This window comes from Ruegeria sp. YKSF070 (assembly GCF_059612725.1).
Window position 1 is genome coordinate 182266 of record NZ_JBXWRD010000002.1, and the last position, 15368, is coordinate 197633.

At 64.4% G+C, this 15368-nt stretch carries 14 protein-coding genes and 1 pseudogene; 8 read left to right on the forward strand and 7 right to left on the reverse strand.

The window, feature by feature from the left end; all coding sequences use genetic code 11:
• Nucleotides 1-62: 62 nt before the first annotated feature.
• The 6 genes from upp to AC2FL1_RS01980 form a co-directional block, all read right to left on the reverse strand.
• Nucleotides 63-695 (reverse strand): uracil phosphoribosyltransferase, encoded by a 633-nt coding sequence (upp, locus tag AC2FL1_RS01955; protein WP_496827834.1) that lies wholly within the window; start codon nucleotides 693-695, stop codon nucleotides 63-65.
• Complete coding sequence (locus tag AC2FL1_RS01960; protein ID WP_496875812.1) at nucleotides 692-1693, reverse strand: adenosine deaminase; 1002 nt, start codon at nucleotides 1691-1693, stop codon at nucleotides 692-694. Before AC2FL1_RS01960 ends, upp begins: the two co-directional genes overlap by 4 nt.
• Nucleotides 1690-2901, reverse strand: coding sequence for a phosphopentomutase (locus tag AC2FL1_RS01965; RefSeq protein WP_496875813.1), 1212 nt, complete (start codon nucleotides 2899-2901; stop codon nucleotides 1690-1692). The genes AC2FL1_RS01960 and AC2FL1_RS01965 overlap by 4 nt, the downstream gene beginning before the upstream one ends.
• Nucleotides 2898-4208: a thymidine phosphorylase gene (locus AC2FL1_RS01970; RefSeq protein ID WP_496875814.1), complete on the reverse strand. Its 1311-nt coding sequence runs from the start codon at nucleotides 4206-4208 to the stop codon at nucleotides 2898-2900. Before AC2FL1_RS01970 ends, AC2FL1_RS01965 begins: the two co-directional genes overlap by 4 nt.
• A 3-nt stretch (nucleotides 4209-4211) precedes the next feature.
• The gene (locus AC2FL1_RS01975; RefSeq protein ID WP_496875815.1) at nucleotides 4212-4628 is read right to left on the reverse strand and encodes a cytidine deaminase; all 417 of its coding nucleotides are present in this window, start codon (nucleotides 4626-4628) and stop codon (nucleotides 4212-4214) included.
• Between the two features lie 117 nt (nucleotides 4629-4745).
• On the reverse strand, nucleotides 4746-5831 hold the full coding sequence (locus tag AC2FL1_RS01980; RefSeq protein ID WP_496827824.1) for a cupin domain-containing protein: 1086 nt from the start codon (nucleotides 5829-5831) through the stop codon (nucleotides 4746-4748).
• Nucleotides 5832-5975: 144 nt separating this feature from the next.
• Between AC2FL1_RS01980 and AC2FL1_RS01985 the strand changes: the two genes are divergently transcribed.
• From AC2FL1_RS01985 to AC2FL1_RS02015, 7 genes are all read left to right on the forward strand, one after another.
• Nucleotides 5976-8249 (forward strand): NADP-dependent malic enzyme, encoded by a 2274-nt coding sequence (locus tag AC2FL1_RS01985; RefSeq protein ID WP_496875816.1) that lies wholly within the window; start codon nucleotides 5976-5978, stop codon nucleotides 8247-8249.
• Between the two features lie 38 nt (nucleotides 8250-8287).
• Nucleotides 8288-8677 carry a GFA family protein gene (locus AC2FL1_RS01990; protein ID WP_496875817.1) on the forward strand — a complete coding sequence of 130 codons (390 nt, stop codon included), beginning with the start codon at nucleotides 8288-8290 and terminating at the stop codon, nucleotides 8675-8677.
• Between the two features lie 224 nt (nucleotides 8678-8901).
• The gene (gene prpE, locus AC2FL1_RS01995; protein ID WP_496827818.1) at nucleotides 8902-10791 is read left to right on the forward strand and encodes a propionate-CoA ligase PrpE; all 1890 of its coding nucleotides are present in this window, start codon (nucleotides 8902-8904) and stop codon (nucleotides 10789-10791) included.
• 170 nt (nucleotides 10792-10961) lie between these two features.
• Entirely contained in the window at nucleotides 10962-11417 is a 456-nt protein-coding gene (locus AC2FL1_RS02000) for a hypothetical protein (RefSeq protein ID WP_496875818.1), read from the forward strand.
• Nucleotides 11414-11974, forward strand: coding sequence for a hypothetical protein (locus tag AC2FL1_RS02005; RefSeq protein ID WP_496875819.1), 561 nt, complete (start codon nucleotides 11414-11416; stop codon nucleotides 11972-11974). Before AC2FL1_RS02000 ends, AC2FL1_RS02005 begins: the two co-directional genes overlap by 4 nt.
• Entirely contained in the window at nucleotides 11974-12549 is a 576-nt protein-coding gene (locus tag AC2FL1_RS02010; RefSeq protein WP_496875820.1) for an SCO family protein, read from the forward strand. Before AC2FL1_RS02005 ends, AC2FL1_RS02010 begins: the two co-directional genes overlap by 1 nt.
• 75 nt (nucleotides 12550-12624) lie before the next feature.
• Nucleotides 12625-14055, forward strand: coding sequence for an amidase family protein (locus tag AC2FL1_RS02015; protein ID WP_496875821.1), 1431 nt, complete (start codon nucleotides 12625-12627; stop codon nucleotides 14053-14055).
• 281 nt (nucleotides 14056-14336) lie between these two features.
• Here AC2FL1_RS02015 and AC2FL1_RS02020 read toward each other — a convergent pair whose 3' ends face one another.
• Nucleotides 14337-15098 carry an NAD kinase gene (locus AC2FL1_RS02020; protein WP_496827810.1) on the reverse strand — a complete coding sequence of 254 codons (762 nt, stop codon included), beginning with the start codon at nucleotides 15096-15098 and terminating at the stop codon, nucleotides 14337-14339.
• A gap of 126 nt (nucleotides 15099-15224) precedes the next feature.
• Between AC2FL1_RS02020 and glyA the strand changes: the two are divergent.
• Nucleotides 15225-15368: pseudogene (gene glyA, locus AC2FL1_RS02025) on the forward strand (serine hydroxymethyltransferase); the annotation flags it as partial.

Below are 15368 nucleotides of genomic sequence, written 5' to 3' on the forward strand. Positions count from 1 at the left end.
TATGGAAGTCAGGATGCCGCAAAACCTATTGATAGTAAAGCGGCACTTGCCTCAGTTTCGCCCTATTTCGTGCCGAACATGCGGTCTCCGGCATCGCCCAGACCGGGCATGATATAGCCCTTGGAGTTCAGTGCCCGGTCCAGCGAGGCGGTGACGATGGGCACATCGGGGTGCGCCTCTTTCATCCGCGCCACGCCTTCGGGGGCGGCCAGCAGGCACAGGAACCGAATATCGTTGGCGCCCGCCTGTTTCAGCAGGTCGATGGCGGCGGCCGAGCTGTTGCCCGTGGCCAGCATCGGATCGACCGCGATCACCAGCCGGTCCTGCAAACCTTCGGGCACCTTGAAATAGTATTGCACCGGTTGCAGCGTCTTCTCGTCGCGATAGAGCCCGACAAAGCCGACCCGCGCCGAAGGGATCAGCTCCAGCACCCCGTCCAGCATGCCGTTGCCCGCCCTCAGGATCGACACCAGCGCCAGTTTCTTGCCGGCCAGGATGGGGGCCTCCATCTCTTCCAGCGGGGTTTCGATGCCGCGCGTCGTCAGCGGCAACTCGCGGGTGACCTCATAGGCCAGGAGCAACGTGATCTCGCGCAGAAGCTGGCGGAATGATGCGGTCGAGGTGCCCTTGTCCCGCATCAGGGTCAGTTTGTGCTGCACCAGCGGGTGGTCGACGACGGTCAGATGTTGGCTCATGTTGTCTCCAGTCTCCTTGCAACCCGGCTCCGGGTGTCTTCATCGCAGAATGCTGCGCCGAGCGCCGTGGTGTTCAGGTCGGCGAAATCCTCAGCCCCCCAGCCAAAGGCCTTGGCCAGCATCTCATATTCGCGCCGCATCGTGGTATGGAAAAACGGCGGATCGTCGGTGGAAATGGTGACGCGGACGCCCGCATCGCGTAGCCGCGCGATGGGATGGGCCGCAAACGAGGGGTAAAGGCCCAGCACCACGTTCGAGCCGGGACAGACCTCGAGCGTGATGCCCCGGTCGGCCAGTTCATGCACCAGATCGGCGTCCTCGATGGCGCGCACGCCATGGCCGATGCGCTCGACCCCCAGCACGCGCACCGCGTCGCGCACGCTCTCTGGCCCGCCAAACTCGCCCGCATGGGTGGTGAGCCTCAGCCCCGCCTCGCGCGCGCAGTCGAAGGACCAGGAATAGTCGCCCTGTTTGCCCACGCCCTCGTTGCCGCCCATGCCGAATCCCACGATCCAGTCGCCCGCCGTCTCGGCCGCGCAGCGGGCGGCGCGCTTGGCCTGATCGGGGCCGAAATGGCGCACACAGGTGACGACCCCACGCAGGGTGATGCCCAATTTCGCCTCGGCCTCGTCCGCCGCGTCGCGGATGGCGGCCAGGTAATCGCGCCAGGCGGCGACATCGCCGCCGCCACAGAAATCAGGACTGAGGAAGGTCTCGGAATAGACCACCCCGTTCTCGGCGCTTTGTTCCAGGATCGCCCAGGTCAGGCGGCGGAATTCCTCGGGTCCTGTCAGCACCGAGGAGGCGACCTCGTAGATGCTCAGGAAATGGGTAAAATCGCGGAAATCATAGGTCCCGTCCGGCTTGAAGATGCCGCGCAGGTCGATCTTTTTCTCATGCGCCAGCTGCCGGATCAGGGCGGGCGGTGCGGCGCCTTCGTGATGCAGGTGCAATTCGACCTTGGGCAGGTCGGCAACCGGGGGCTGTTCTTCGCTCACAGAAAACTCCTCCCCGGTCCCTGCGCCGGAATGCCCAGATGCACCGCGATCGAGGCGGCGACATCGGCGAAATTCACCTGTCCGATCTGCCCTGCCCCGCGTCCGGCCACCAGAACCGGCACCTGTTCGCGGGTGTGATCAGTACCGCTCCAGCTGGGGTCGTTGCCATGATCGGCGGTCAGAACCATCAGGTCGCCGGGCCGCAGGCTTTGCAGGATTTGTCCGATCTCGCGGTCAAACCACTCCAGCGCCCGTGCATATCCGCTAATGTCGCGGCGGTGGCCATAAAGGCTATCGAATTCCACGAAATTGGCAAAGGTCAGGCTGCCCTCTTCGGCGGTTTCGAGCAAACGGGCGAAATGGGTCATCAGATCGGCATCCGACCCTTTGACCACATCGTCGATCCCCTGCATCGAGAAGATATCGCCGATCTTGCCGACACCGTGCACATGGCGGCCCGCATCCTGCGCCCAGTTGGTCAGCACCGGCGCGGGCGGGGTGATGGCGTAATCCTTGCGGTTGGTGGTGCGGGTGAACCCGGTTTCAGGCGAGCCGACAAAGGGCCGCGCGATCACCCGCCCCACTTTCATCGCATGCAGGCGCGGCGCGACGGCCTTGCACAGCTCCAAGAGGCGGTCGAGGCCGAAGGTTTCCTCATGCGCGGCGATCTGGAACACGCTGTCGGCTGAGGTATAGCAGATGGGCTGGCCCGTCCGCATATGCTCGGCCCCGTGGCGGTCGATGATTACCGTGCCCGAAGCATGGCAATTGCCAAGGATGCCGTCGCTGCCAGCGGCATCGGCCACCGCCTGTACCAGATCATTCGGGAAGGCGGGAATGGTGTCGGGGAAATAGTGCCAGTCCCACGGCACCGGCAGGCCCGCCAGTTCCCAATGGCCCGAGGGCGTATCCTTGCCCCGGCTGTGTTCGCGCGCGCAACCCCAGAGGCCCGAAGCCTCCGCTGCCAGCCCCGGCGTGGCCGCGTCCGAAGCCAGCCGGGTGGCCGCGCCAAGGCCCAGCCGGTCGAGATGGGGCAGATGCAGCGGGCCGCTGCGCCCCTCTTCCGCCGCGCCACGCGCGCAGGCCTGGGCGATATGAGCCAGCGTGTTGGCGCCGGTATCGGGGCGGTCGCCGTTAAAGAAAGTATCGGCATCCGGCGCACCGCCGATGCCGACCGAATCCATCACCACCAGAAAGGCACGGGTCATGGCGTGATTCTTTCATGGATCAGCGGTGGCGCGGCCACCGGCTCTGGCCCGATGGTGATCGCCGCGCGCAGGGTGGCCTCGGCTACCTCTGCCGCCTCTTGCCTTGCGGCGTGGATGGTGGCGAGTGGGGTTCCGGCGCTGACTGGTGCGCCCAGACGGATCACGCGGGACAGGCCGACCGAAGGATCGACGGTATCGCTTTCGACCTGCCGCCCGCCGCCCAGCGCCACAACGGCAAGGCCCAGCGCCTCGCCATCAATGGCGGTGACATAGCCTGATGCACGCGCAGTGACCTCGCGGATGACGGTCGCCTCGGGCAGGAAGCGCTGCCAGTTCTCGACAAATTGCACCGGCCCGCCGACGGCCGCGATCATCCGGCCAAAGCGTTCGGCCGCGCGACCGTCTGAGATGATGGCAGCAATGCGCGCGGCCCCGCTGACCGCATCCGGTGCCAGCCCCGCATCAGAGAGCAGCACGCCGCCCAGCTCCGCCGAGAGTTGTGCCAGCGGGTCATCAGCGTGACCAGAGGTCAGCACCCGCATCACCTCGCCCACCTCGAGCGCGTTGCCGAGGCTGGGCGCCAGCGGCTGGCTCATATCGGTGATCAGGGCCGAGGTCCGGCAGCCAGCGGCATTGGCGGTCTCGGTCAGGGCAAGGGCCAGCGCGCGCGCCTCGTCCGGCGATTTCATGAAGGCGCCGCTGCCCAGTTTAACGTCCAGAACCAACGCATCGGGGCTGGCTGCCAGTTTCTTGGACAGGATCGAGGCGGTGATCAGATCGAGGCTTTCGACCGTGGCGGTCACATCGCGGATGGCATAGAGCCGCTTGTCAGCGGGCGCGATGCGCGCGGTGGCGCCGACAATGGCGGCCCCGGTTTCGCGCACCACCTGCGCCAGCCGGTCAGGCCCAAGCTGGGTGGTGACGCCGGGGATCGCCTCCATCTTGTCGAGCGTGCCGCCGGTATGGCCCAGCCCCCGGCCCGAGATCATCGGCACATAGGCACCGCATTCGGCCAGCGCGGGCGCCAGCACCAGGCTGACGCAATCGCCCACCCCGCCGGTGGAATGCTTGTCGATCACCGGCCCGTCAAAATCCCAGTGCAGCACATCGCCGGTATCGCGCATGGCCAGCGTCAGCGCCGCGCGCCCTTCGGGCCCGAGCCGACCCATGCAAACACCCATGGCAAAGGCGCCCGCCTGGGCATCGCTGACACCGCCATCGGCAAGGCCCTGGGCGAACCAGGTCAACTCAGCCGCACTGGGCACCTCGTGCCGCCTGAGCCGGGCAATGATGGCGCGGGCATCCATGGCTCAGCTTTTGTCCATATGGGCGGCGCCAAAAGCGCCGGGCAGCAATTGACCAATGGTCATCGCAGTTTCGACCCCGTCGAGATTGGCCATGGTCACAACCACATCCGGATCCCCGAACTCGGCCAGTTTCTGACGGCAACCGCCGCAGGGGGGAACCGGCGCCGGGCTGTCAGCGACCACATAGACCTCGCTCAGCCGGGTCTCGCCCGCAGCAATCATCGCGGCGATGGCGCCCGCTTCGGCACAGGTGCCTTCGGGATAGGCGATGTTTTCCACGTTGCAACCGGCATAGACCGCACCCGAGGCGGCCCGAATGGCCGCACCCACCTTGAACCGGGAATAGGGCGCGTAGGCGTTTTCACGAACGGTCAGCGCGGCGGATTTGAGGCTCATGGCGATTCCCCGGTTTTTGATCATCTGGTCGGAAATGCATAGCCTATCCCGCAACCGCGCGCGAGAGGAACCGCCGGGCAAGGGGGCGCTGCCCCCGTCCTGCGGACTCCCCCGGAGTATTTCCGGCGAAATGAAGCGGCTTTAGCCCAGCGTGGTATTGAAGGTCCCGGGCAACGTGACCTCAAGCAGTTCGATATCATCCGAAGGGTCGGACAGGCAGGTGCGCATGCCCGGCGGGATGACGAATGCGTCGCCCTGTTCCAGCGGGAAGGGATCGCGCCCCTCGCCCATCAGCGTCACGGTGCCGTTCATCACGAAGGTGAACAGGATATCGGTGTCATGGGCCGTCCATTGCGGCGCGCCCTGCCCCCGGCGCACCACCTGCACCCCGGCCACGCCCTTGGTATTCTCGGCGATGGTAGTGTCGCGGCAGATATAGCCCGGCAAGCGGAAGGAGCCCCATTCGGCGCCCTCGGCGCGGTTATAGACAAAGCGCTGGCCCTGCCACTCGCGGTCGGGGCGCAGGTGCGGTGTGGGCAGGGTCATCTCGTGGTCGATCTCGGTGACATGCTCGGCCGGCACGCCAATCTCGATCACCTGCACGTTGTCGCTGGCCTCGAGCACGCGATGGCGGATTTCGGGCGGCTGGATGAAGCAATCCCCGGCGGTCAGGCGCATCTTGTCGCCCTGATCCTCGTACACAACATCGACCCAGCCATGGATGCAGAAGATCAGCTGAAAGCCCACGCGGTGGAAATGCACCATGTCCGGCACTGGCCCACCATCGGGAATACGGATATGGCTGGCGATGATCGAGCCACCTAGGCGCGAGGGCACCAGATCGCGGTAATGCATGCCGGCGCGGCCGATGATCCAGGGCGCCTGATCCTTGAGCCGGCGCACGACAAAGCTGTGTTCGGTCTGCGGCATCACCAGCGGCGGGTGGCGTTCCTCGATCTCGATCCGTGTGCCGTTGGGCGCGGTCAGGCTGCGTTGGCCATCGGCGAATTCATCCGGGTTCTCGGTAAGGATGCGCAGGGTGCCGGGCGCCTCGGGCGCGCCCTTTTCGATGCGCAGGCGCAGGCCGTGGCCCGAGAACACCGCGATGCGCGGGTCGTCAGCGGGATAGATCATGTCCATCCGCATGCCCAGAACCTTGGTATAAAAAGGGATATCATCGCGCAGTTCCTGCGTCGGCAGGCGCATCTCGGCTATCGTATCGGTCATCGGATCCTCCCTCGGGTCGCGAGAGTGGCGGCAGAGTACCGCTTTGGCAAGCCGGGCTGCGACCTTGTTGCTCGAAAATCCCGGTTTCCCCGGCGTCAAATTTAGTTTAATACTAAACTAGCTCCCCGAGGAGGATTTTCCGAGATGTCCGACCAGCCCAGCCAGCGCCAGGCGGCGCTAGACTACCACGCCTTTCCCAAGCCCGGAAAGCTGGAGATCAGGGCCACCAAACCGATGGCCAACGGCCGCGATCTGGCGCGCGCCTATTCGCCAGGTGTGGCCGAGGCCTGTCTGGAAATCAAGGCGGATGCCAGCAGCGCCGAGGCCTATACCGCGCGCGGCAACCTTGTGGCGGTGGTGTCGAACGGCACTGCGGTTCTGGGTCTGGGCAATATCGGCGCACTGGCCTCGAAACCGGTGATGGAGGGCAAGGCGGTCCTGTTCAAGAAGTTCGCAGGCATCGACTGTTTCGACCTTGAGGTGAACGAGAGCGACCCGGAGAAACTGGCCGATATCGTCTGCGCGCTCGAGCCGACCTTCGGCGCCATCAACCTGGAAGACATCAAGGCCCCCGACTGTTTCATCGTCGAGAAACTGTGCCGCGAGCGGATGAACATCCCCGTCTTTCACGATGACCAGCACGGCACCGCCATCGTGGTTGGCGCGGCGGCGCGCAACGCGTTGCATGTCGCCGGGAAAGCACTCGAAGATATCAAGATCGTTTCGACCGGCGGTGGCGCTGCCGGGATCGCCTGCCTGAACATGCTCGTGAAACTGGGCGTGAAGCGCGAGAATATCTGGCTCTGCGACATTCACGGGCTGGTCTATGAGGGGCGCGTCGAGGACATGAACCCGCAAAAGGCGGCCTTTGCCCAGACCACCGACCTGCGCACGCTAGACGATGTGATCGCGGGCGCTGACCTGTTCCTGGGCCTCAGCGGGCCCAACGTGCTGAAGCCCGAGATGGTGGCGCGCATGGCGAAGCGCCCGATCATCTTTGCCTTGGCCAACCCAACGCCCGAGATACTGCCCGATGCGGCGCGCGAAGTGGCCCCGGATGCGATCATCGCAACCGGTCGCAGCGACTTTCCGAACCAGGTCAACAACGTCCTTTGCTTTCCCTTCATCTTTCGCGGGGCGCTCGATGTGGGCGCTACCGAGATCAACGACGCCATGCAGATCGCCTGTGTCGAGGGGATCGCCGAGTTGGCTCGCATCACCACCAGTGCCGAGGCGGCGGCGGCCTATCAGGGCGAGCAGCTGACATTCGGGGCCGACTATCTGATCCCGAAACCGTTCGATCCGCGTCTTGTCGGGGTTGTCTCTTCTGCCGTAGCGCGCGCCGCGATGGAGAGCGGCGTGGCGCGGCGCCCGATCACCGATCTGGAGGCCTATCGCCAGAAGCTGAACCAGAGCGTGTTCAAATCCGCCCTGCTGATGCGCCCGGTGTTTGAGGCGGCAGCCAAGGCGGCGCGGCGACTGGTCTTTGCCGAGGGCGAGGACGAACGCGTTCTGCGCGCGGCACAGGCCATTCTGGAAGAGACCACCGAGACCCCGATCCTGATCGGCCGCCCCGAGGTGATCGAGGCGCGCTGTGAAAAACTGGGCCTCTCGGTGCGCCCTGGTCAGGATTTCCAGATCGTGAACCCGGAAAACGACCCGCGTTATTACGATTACTGGACCTCGTATCATCAGCTGATGCAGCGGCGCGGCGTCACCCCGGATCTGGCCAAGGCGATCATGCGCACCAACACCACCGCCATCGGCGCCATCATGGTGCATCGGGGCGAGGCTGACAGCCTGATCTGCGGCACCTTCGGCGAATATCGCTGGCACCTGAACTATGTGCAGCAGGTACTGGGTACCCATGATCTGCGCCCGCATGGCGCGCTGTCGCTGATGATCCTGGAAGACGGGCCCCTGTTCATCGCCGATACCCATGTGCGCAGCCGCCCCAGCCCCGAGGAACTGGCCGAGATCACGCTGGGCGCCGCGCGCCATGTGCGCCGCTTCGGCATCGAACCGCAAATCGCCTTTTGCTCCCAATCGCAATTCGGCAATCAGGCCGAAGGCTCGGGCCTGCGGTTGCGGCAGGCGATAGAGATACTGGACAGCCAGGCCCGTGACTTTGTCTATGAAGGCGAGATGAACCTCGACAGCGCGCTGGACCCCGAACTGCGCCAGCGCATCTTTCCCAATTCACGACTGCACGGCGCGGCGAATGTGTTGATCTTTGCTCATGCGGATGCGGCCAGCGGCGTCCGCAACGTGCTCAAGATGAAAGCGGGCGGTATCGAGGTCGGGCCGATTCTGATGGGCATGGGCAACAAGGCGCATATCGTGACCCCGTCGATCACCGCGCGCGGGCTTTTGAACATGGCGGCCATTGCCGGAACCCCGGTCGCTCACTACGGTTGATCCCGACGGCGTCTTGCCGCCAACAGGGAGAGACCGCAATGAAGGGACATTGCCATTGCGGCGCGGTACGCTGGCAGAGCGACGGCGAGGTCGCGTGGAGCTGTTATTGCCACTGTGCCGATTGCCGCCGCAATTGCGCTGCCCCTGTTACTGCGTTTTTCGGGCTCCCGCATGAGAGCGTCGTGTGGAGCGGCGATGCTCCGCGCATCTATCGTTCATCAGACCGTGTCGAGCGGCTGTTCTGCGGCACCTGCGGCACCCAGATGGCCTATCGCAACGCCGATGATCGCGTGAACATCCATCTTTATACCGCAACGCTGAAGGACCCGTCGGTGCTCCCACCCCGGTTTCACGTCTTTCATGCCGCGCGACTTCCCTGGCTGAACTTGCAGGACGATCTGCGTCGCTTCGACCGCACGACCGACTAAAAGCGATTCCGGCACCTTTGCAGATCAATCATTTGCAACTTTGCAAAGAGGCTCGAATTTTCCGACAAACCAGACGAGAAAAGCGGCTTTGCAAAAATTTGCAGTCCCGATCAGGAAACCTCTGCAAATTTCTTGCGATAATGTGACGCGACGTCCTTTGTCCGGCTTGCCCGGTGGCGCCGCTATGCCTAACACACCATCCAGCCGAACGTGAGGAGGACGCCATGGCATATCAGGACGTTTACGAGAGCTGGAAGAGCGATCCCGAAGCCTTCTGGATGGAGGCCGCCAAGAGCATCGACTGGGTCGAGGCGCCCAGCCGTGCGCTCGATGACAGCAACGCGCCGCTCTATGAATGGTTCACCGATGCCAAGGTCAACACCTGCTGGAACGCGGTCGACCGCCATGTCGAGGCCGGGCGAGGTGAGCAGATCGCGATCATCTATGACAGCCCGATCACCCATACCAAGCGGCAGATTTCCTATGTCGAGCTGCGCAACCGCGTGGCCATGCTGGCCGGTGCCCTGCGCGCCAAGGGTGTGGAAAAGGGCGACCGCGTCATCATCTACATGCCAATGATCCCCGAGGCGCTGGAGGCGATGCTGGCCTGTGCCCGTCTGGGCGCCGTGCATTCTGTGGTCTTCGGAGGGTTTGCCGCCAACGAACTGGCCGTGCGTATCGACGACGCCCAGCCCAAGGCGATCATCGCCGCATCCTGCGGGTTGGAGCCGGGGCGCGTGGTGCATTACAAGCCCCTTCTCGACGGCGCCATCGAACTGGCCAAGCACAAGCCTGAGTTCTGCGTCATCTTCCAGCGCGAACAGGAAGTGGCCCAACTCATCGAGGGCCGCGATTACAACTGGCACGGGTTCCAGTATGGCGTCGAACCGGCCGAATGCGTCCCCGTAGAGGGCAACCATCCGGCCTATATCCTCTATACCTCTGGCACCACCGGCGCGCCCAAGGGGGTGCTGCGTCCGACCGCGGGTCATCTGGTGGCGCTGAACTGGACGATGAAGAACATCTATAACGTCGATCCGGGCGATGTGTTCTGGGCCGCCTCGGATGTGGGCTGGGTCGTCGGCCACAGCTATATCTGCTATGGCCCGCTGATCCACGGCAACACCACCATCGTGTTCGAGGGCAAGCCCGTGGGCACCCCCGATGCGGGCACCTTCTGGCGGGTGATTTCCGAGCACAAGGTCAAGAGCTTCTTCACCGCCCCCACCGCGATCCGCGCCGTGAAGCGCGAAGATCCCAAGGGCGAGATGCTGGCGAAATACGACCTGAGCTGCCTCAAGGCGCTCTATCTGGCGGGCGAACGGGCCGACCCGGACACCATCGTGTGGGCACAAAAGGCGCTGGGTGTGCCGGTGATCGACCACTGGTGGCAGACCGAAACCGGCTGGACCATCGCCGGCAACCCGCTGGGGATAGAGGAGCTGCCGACAAAACTGGGCTCGCCCGCCAAGGCAATGCCCGGCTATGACGTGCAGATCCTCGACGAGGGCGGCCACCAGATGAAACCGGGCGAGCTGGGCGCCATCGCGGTGAAACTGCCGCTGCCGCCGGGCACCCTGCCCGGCCTTTGGAACGCCGAGGCGCGGTTCAGGAAATCCTATCTGGAGCATTTCCCCGGTTACTATGAGACCGGCGATGCGGGCATGATCGACGAGGACGGATACCTCTATATCATGGCGCGCACCGATGACGTCATCAACGTTGCGGGCCACCGTCTGTCCACCGGTGGCATGGAGGAAGTGCTGGCCAGCCATGAGGATGTGGCCGAATGCGCGGTGATCGGCGTCAGCGACGACCTCAAGGGTCAGATGCCGCTGGGGTTCCTCTGCCTCAACAACGGTTGCAACCGCGACCATGGGGATGTGGTGAAAGAGGTGGTCAAGCTGGTGCGCGACAAGATCGGTCCCGTCGCAGCCTTCAAGCTGGCCGTCGTGGTCGACCGCCTGCCCAAGACCCGCTCGGGCAAGATCCTGCGCGGCACCATGGTTTCGATCGCCGATGGCAAGGACTACAAGATGCCTGCCACCATCGACGATCCGGCCATCCTGGACGAGATCAAGGTCGCGCTGCAATCGCTGGGCTACGCCAAGTAACCCCTAGCGCAACCGCAAAAACAGGCGCCGCCCCCCGGGGTGGCGCCTTTTTTGTTGCCCGCATCGCATCCGCCCAACAGCTTGTGATCGCCCGTCATCGCCCCGGCGATTGCCAGACTCTGGGCCGTTTTCTACCCTGACCGCAATCGCTGCAACTGACGAGGTTACCCATGCGTGCATTCCTGACCGCACTGGCCTGTTCCGCCGCCCTGCCCGCCTTGCCCGCCCTGGCAAGCGAAGGGCACCGCATCCAGGTCACCGGAGAACTGATCGACACCTGGTGCTATTATTCCGGTGTCATGGGCGGACCCGAGGCGGTGGTCGGCTCGGCCCATCACACCTGCGCCCTGTGGTGTTCCGCGGGCGGCATCCCGGTCGGGTTGCAGGCCGAGGACGGAACCATCTACATGGTGCTCAAGATCGCGCAGGACGACCAGCTGGCCGGGGGCGATACCGCGCTTCGTCTCGCCTCGCACACGGTCGAGGCGGACGGGATGCATTACCAGCGCGACGGTATCAATTACCTGATCGTCGATCAGGTAATCAGCGATCTCGACATTACCAACCTCAATCACGAAGACTATGGTCCCGTGCCCGGTTTCGCCATTCCGGAGCCCAAGGAATGAAGCGCCTCTCGCTTGCATTGGCCCTCTTGGCCAGCCCCGCCTTCGCCCAGGATTTCTCGGCCGGGTCCACCGCCAAGCCCTGGAACCTCTATGCCGAACAGCCCGCGTTTTTCGAGGCCAAGGTGGTCGATCTGCTGTGTGAGCTGACCGGAGACTGCCCCGCCGATTGCGGCGCGGGCAAGCGGCAGTTGGGCCTGTTGCGCAGCGCCGATAACGTGATGGTCCTGCCGCTCAAGAACGGCCAACCGGTCTTTTCTGGCGCCGCCGCCGATCTGGCGCCCTATTGCGGCCAGACGGTCGAGGTGGACGGGCTGCTGATCGACGACCCCGATCTAGGCGCCAAGCATGTCTATCAGGTGCAAAAGATCCGCCTGCCCGGCAGTGAATGGGAAACCGCCAATCGGTTCACCAAGGTCTGGGAGGAAGAGAACCCCGAGGCCACCGGCAAGGGCCCCTGGTTCCGCCGCGATCCGCGCATTCTCAATCATATCAAGGACAAGGGCTATCTGGGCCTGGGTCTGGAAACTGACGAGGCCTTTATCAAGGAGTGGTTCTGATGCGTCTCCTGCTTCGGGCCGCGCTGCTGATGGGGGCCGTTCTGACGGCTCCCGCACAGGCGGGCAATGTGCCGCTGCCCTTTGATGTGGGTGGCGCTTTCGAACTGACCGATCAGCATGGCGCAAGGCGCAGTCAGGCCGATCCTCAGGGGCACGGGCAGCTTCTGTTCTTTGGCTATGCCACCTGCCCCGGCATCTGCTCGGCGGCAATGCCGATGATGGCCGACGCGGTGGACCGGCTGGCGGATGCGGGCATCCCCGTCACCCCGGTGATGATCACGGTCGACCCCGAACGCGACCGCCCCGGCGAGATGAACGCGCCCCTGGCGCGCTATCACCCGGATTTCATCGGCCTGACCGGATCGGAGGCCGAATTGCAGACGGCCTATAGCGCCTATTCGGTCGAGCGCGAACTGGCCTATGTCGATCCCGAATACGGGCCGGTCTATACCCATGGTGCCTTTATCTATCTGCTGGACGCCAAGGGCGAGGTGCTGAGCCTGTTCCCGCCCATCCTCAGCTCGGACCGGGTGGTGGAACTGGCGCGCAAATACCTGGGCAGCGAGGGGTTGTAACCTAGCGTCACCTTCGGTTCCGGGCGTAGCGTTTGGACAAAGGGCCGCCTAACCTGATGGCAGGAGGCCCCGGACATGACAGAGACAGCGCTTTGGCAATTGGACGCGACCCAGATCGCGGAACATACCACAACCGGCGCGCTGAGCGCCGAACAGGCGGTCGGTGCCGCCATCGACCGGATGCAGGCGGTGAACCCTGACCTGAACGCGGTGGTCGACAGCTGCGCCGAGGCGGCGATGGACCGCGCCCGCGCGCTGGACAAGGCCCGCGCCGCGGGCAAGCCCTGCGGGCCGCTGCACGGAGTGCCGGTCACCATCAAGGTCAATGTGGATCAGACCGGCTATGCCACCACCAACGGTGTGACCGCGCTGAAGGACATGATCGCGCCAGATGACGCACCCGTGGTGCGCAACCTGCAAGATGCGGGCGCGGTGGTGATCGGGCGCACCAACACGCCCGAGTTCTCGTTCCGCGCCGATACCGACAATCCGCTATATGGCCGGACCCATAACCCCTGGGGGCGGCATATCTCGCCCGGTGGCTCCTCGGGCGGGGCCGGATCGGCGGTGATGGCGGGGATCGGCGCGCTGGCCCATGGCAACGATATCGGCGGTTCGCTGCGCTTTCCGGCAGCAGCGAATGGCGCCGTCACCGTGAAACCCGGTCTGGGTCGCGTGCCTGCCTGGAACCCCAGCCAGAAGGCCGAGCGTGGCATGCTGGCGCAATCAATGTCGGTACAGGGGCTGATCACCCGCTCGGCCGCCGATCTGCACCTGGCCATGCCCAGCCTGATCGCCCCCGATCCGCGCGATCCGTTCCACGTGCCCCTGCCCTGGCGCGGCGCGCCGGTCGAAGGGCCGATCCGGGTTGCCTTTACCAAGGCTACCTATGGCTATGACCTGCATCCCGAGGTCGAGGCGGCGCTGGACACCGCCCGCGACGCGCTGCGCGATGCCGGTTATCTGGTCGAAGAGGTCGAGACCCCCGACGCATTCGAGGCCGGTCGCGCGGGCTATCGCGCGCTGATGGGCGAGGTCTGGGCGCTGATGAAGGCGGATGTCGACGCTTCTGGCTCGCACACCGTGCGCGATATCTTCGAGGTCTATTTTCAGGAATTCCCGCCCTTCCACGGTACGGAACTTTTGCAGGTGATGGCCAAACGCAGCCATTATGCGCGCGAATGGTCACTCTTTCTGGAACGCTATCCCCTTGTGCTGGGTCCGTTCCTGCCGCAGCCCTTCTTTGGTCCCGACCGCGACACCGAGGGCGCCGAGGGCGTCCACGAGGTTCTGGGCGCCGCGGTCTGGTCCTACGCGATGAACTTCATGGGCCTGCCTGCCGCCTGTCTGCCGTCGCGCTTGGCGGTTCTGCCGAAGGGGCCGCAACCGATCAACGTGCAGATCACCTCCCGCCGCTGGCGCGAGGATATGGCGGTGGACGCCGCCGCCGCGATCGAGGCGCGCGTCGGTCGCATGGCGCCGCATCTGTGGGCACGAATGGCATGACAGTCGAAGGGATGTTTTGCCGAAATTGACCCCGGGCAAGGGGTACGGGAACTGCCCGGGGCCATCTCTTCAGTAAAATTAGACGGTCGATGGACGCGCGGACGCAAGCCTAAACCTGCGTCCGCTGCTTACCATGCGAACTCGTCCCAACACCCGACACGAAGCAGCCACTCACTTCCACTCCATGCGATGTATCGGCATGATCTAAGCTGCCAGAAAGCCGCACACTTTCCTGTGAAGTTGGTCACATATCTGCGAAATTTCCGTAAACGGATGACAGATCAGGTGAATTGTTCGGAAATCAGCCGCTCTTCGAGGCCGTGGCCGGGATCGAACAGGATCCGGTGACGGATCGTGGGCTCGGACTGGATCTCGACCCAGTCGATATCCGGGATCGACGTTGAATCGGCATCGGCCATGACCGGGCGCTTGTCGGCATCGACCACATCGAACCGGACCTTGGCGGTCTTTGGCAACAGCGCCCCACGCCAGCGGCGCGGCCGAAAGGCGGCAATGGCGGTCAGCGCCAGCACATCCGACCCGATCGGCAAGATCGGCCCATGCGCCGAATAGTTATAGGCGGTCGACCCCGCCGGCGTCGCCACCAGCGCCCCATCGCAAACCAGTTCCGCCAGCCTGAGCCGCCCGTCGACCGAAATTTTCAACCGCGCCGCCTGTGGCCCCGCGCGAAGCAGCGACACCTCGTTGATCGCCAGTGCCCGATGTATCTGCCCCGCCTGATCCATCGCGGTCATCGACAAGGGGTTGATGATCTCTTCCTCAGCCTCCGCCAGACGCTCCAGCAGGTTGGTCTCGGCATATTCGTTCATCAGAAAGCCGATGGTGCCCCGGTTCATGCCATAGACCGGCACATCCAGATGCTGGGTGCTGTGCAAGGTGCGCAGCATGTAGCCATCCCCGCCCAGTGCGACGATCACCTCGGCGTCGCGGGGGGCCACGTTGCCGTAGCGGCCAATCAACGCGGCACGCGCGGTCTGGGCCACCGGCGCGTCGCTGGCGAGAAAGGCGATTCTTTTGGGCATCTATCGAGGTTTCCGGTGTTGCGCATTCGGTTCCGAAACAACCACACCTTTCCCCCAGTGGCCAGACTTGACGCCGCAGTTGGCCAATTCGTCGCTTTACAGCCTTTTGCGTTGCCCCGGTTTCCGATAGGAAATCGCGGAAATCGACCCTTCTCATGCGGAGCTGTCATGAACGCGAGCCACCAGGACCCCGGATTTTTCACAGAGGCGCTTTCGGAGCGTGATCCCGAGCTGTTCGGGGCGATCACGTCCGAGCTGGGGCGCCAGCGC

Bases quoted from the DNA above. Each gene is read 5' to 3' on its own strand.
- upp (WP_496827834.1), bottom strand. From the start codon at position 695: ATGAGCCAACATCTGACCGTCGTCGACCACCCGCTGGTGCAGCACAAA.
- AC2FL1_RS01965 (WP_496875813.1), bottom strand. From the start codon at position 2,901: ATGACCCGTGCCTTTCTGGTGGTGATGGATTCGGTCGGCATCGGCGGT.
- AC2FL1_RS01970 (WP_496875814.1), bottom strand. From the start codon at position 4,208: ATGGATGCCCGCGCCATCATTGCCCGGCTCAGGCGGCACGAGGTGCCC.
- AC2FL1_RS01975 (WP_496875815.1), bottom strand. From the start codon at position 4,628: ATGATCAAAAACCGGGGAATCGCCATGAGCCTCAAATCCGCCGCGCTG.
- AC2FL1_RS01980 (WP_496827824.1), bottom strand. From the start codon at position 5,831: ATGACCGATACGATAGCCGAGATGCGCCTGCCGACGCAGGAACTGCGC.
- AC2FL1_RS01985 (WP_496875816.1), top strand. From the start codon at position 5,976: ATGTCCGACCAGCCCAGCCAGCGCCAGGCGGCGCTAGACTACCACGCC.
- AC2FL1_RS01990 (WP_496875817.1), top strand. From the start codon at position 8,288: ATGAAGGGACATTGCCATTGCGGCGCGGTACGCTGGCAGAGCGACGGC.
- prpE (WP_496827818.1), top strand. From the start codon at position 8,902: ATGGCATATCAGGACGTTTACGAGAGCTGGAAGAGCGATCCCGAAGCC.
- AC2FL1_RS02000 (WP_496875818.1), top strand. From the start codon at position 10,962: ATGCGTGCATTCCTGACCGCACTGGCCTGTTCCGCCGCCCTGCCCGCC.
- AC2FL1_RS02005 (WP_496875819.1), top strand. From the start codon at position 11,414: ATGAAGCGCCTCTCGCTTGCATTGGCCCTCTTGGCCAGCCCCGCCTTC.
- AC2FL1_RS02010 (WP_496875820.1), top strand. From the start codon at position 11,974: ATGCGTCTCCTGCTTCGGGCCGCGCTGCTGATGGGGGCCGTTCTGACG.
- AC2FL1_RS02015 (WP_496875821.1), top strand. From the start codon at position 12,625: ATGACAGAGACAGCGCTTTGGCAATTGGACGCGACCCAGATCGCGGAA.
- AC2FL1_RS02020 (WP_496827810.1), bottom strand. From the start codon at position 15,098: ATGCCCAAAAGAATCGCCTTTCTCGCCAGCGACGCGCCGGTGGCCCAG.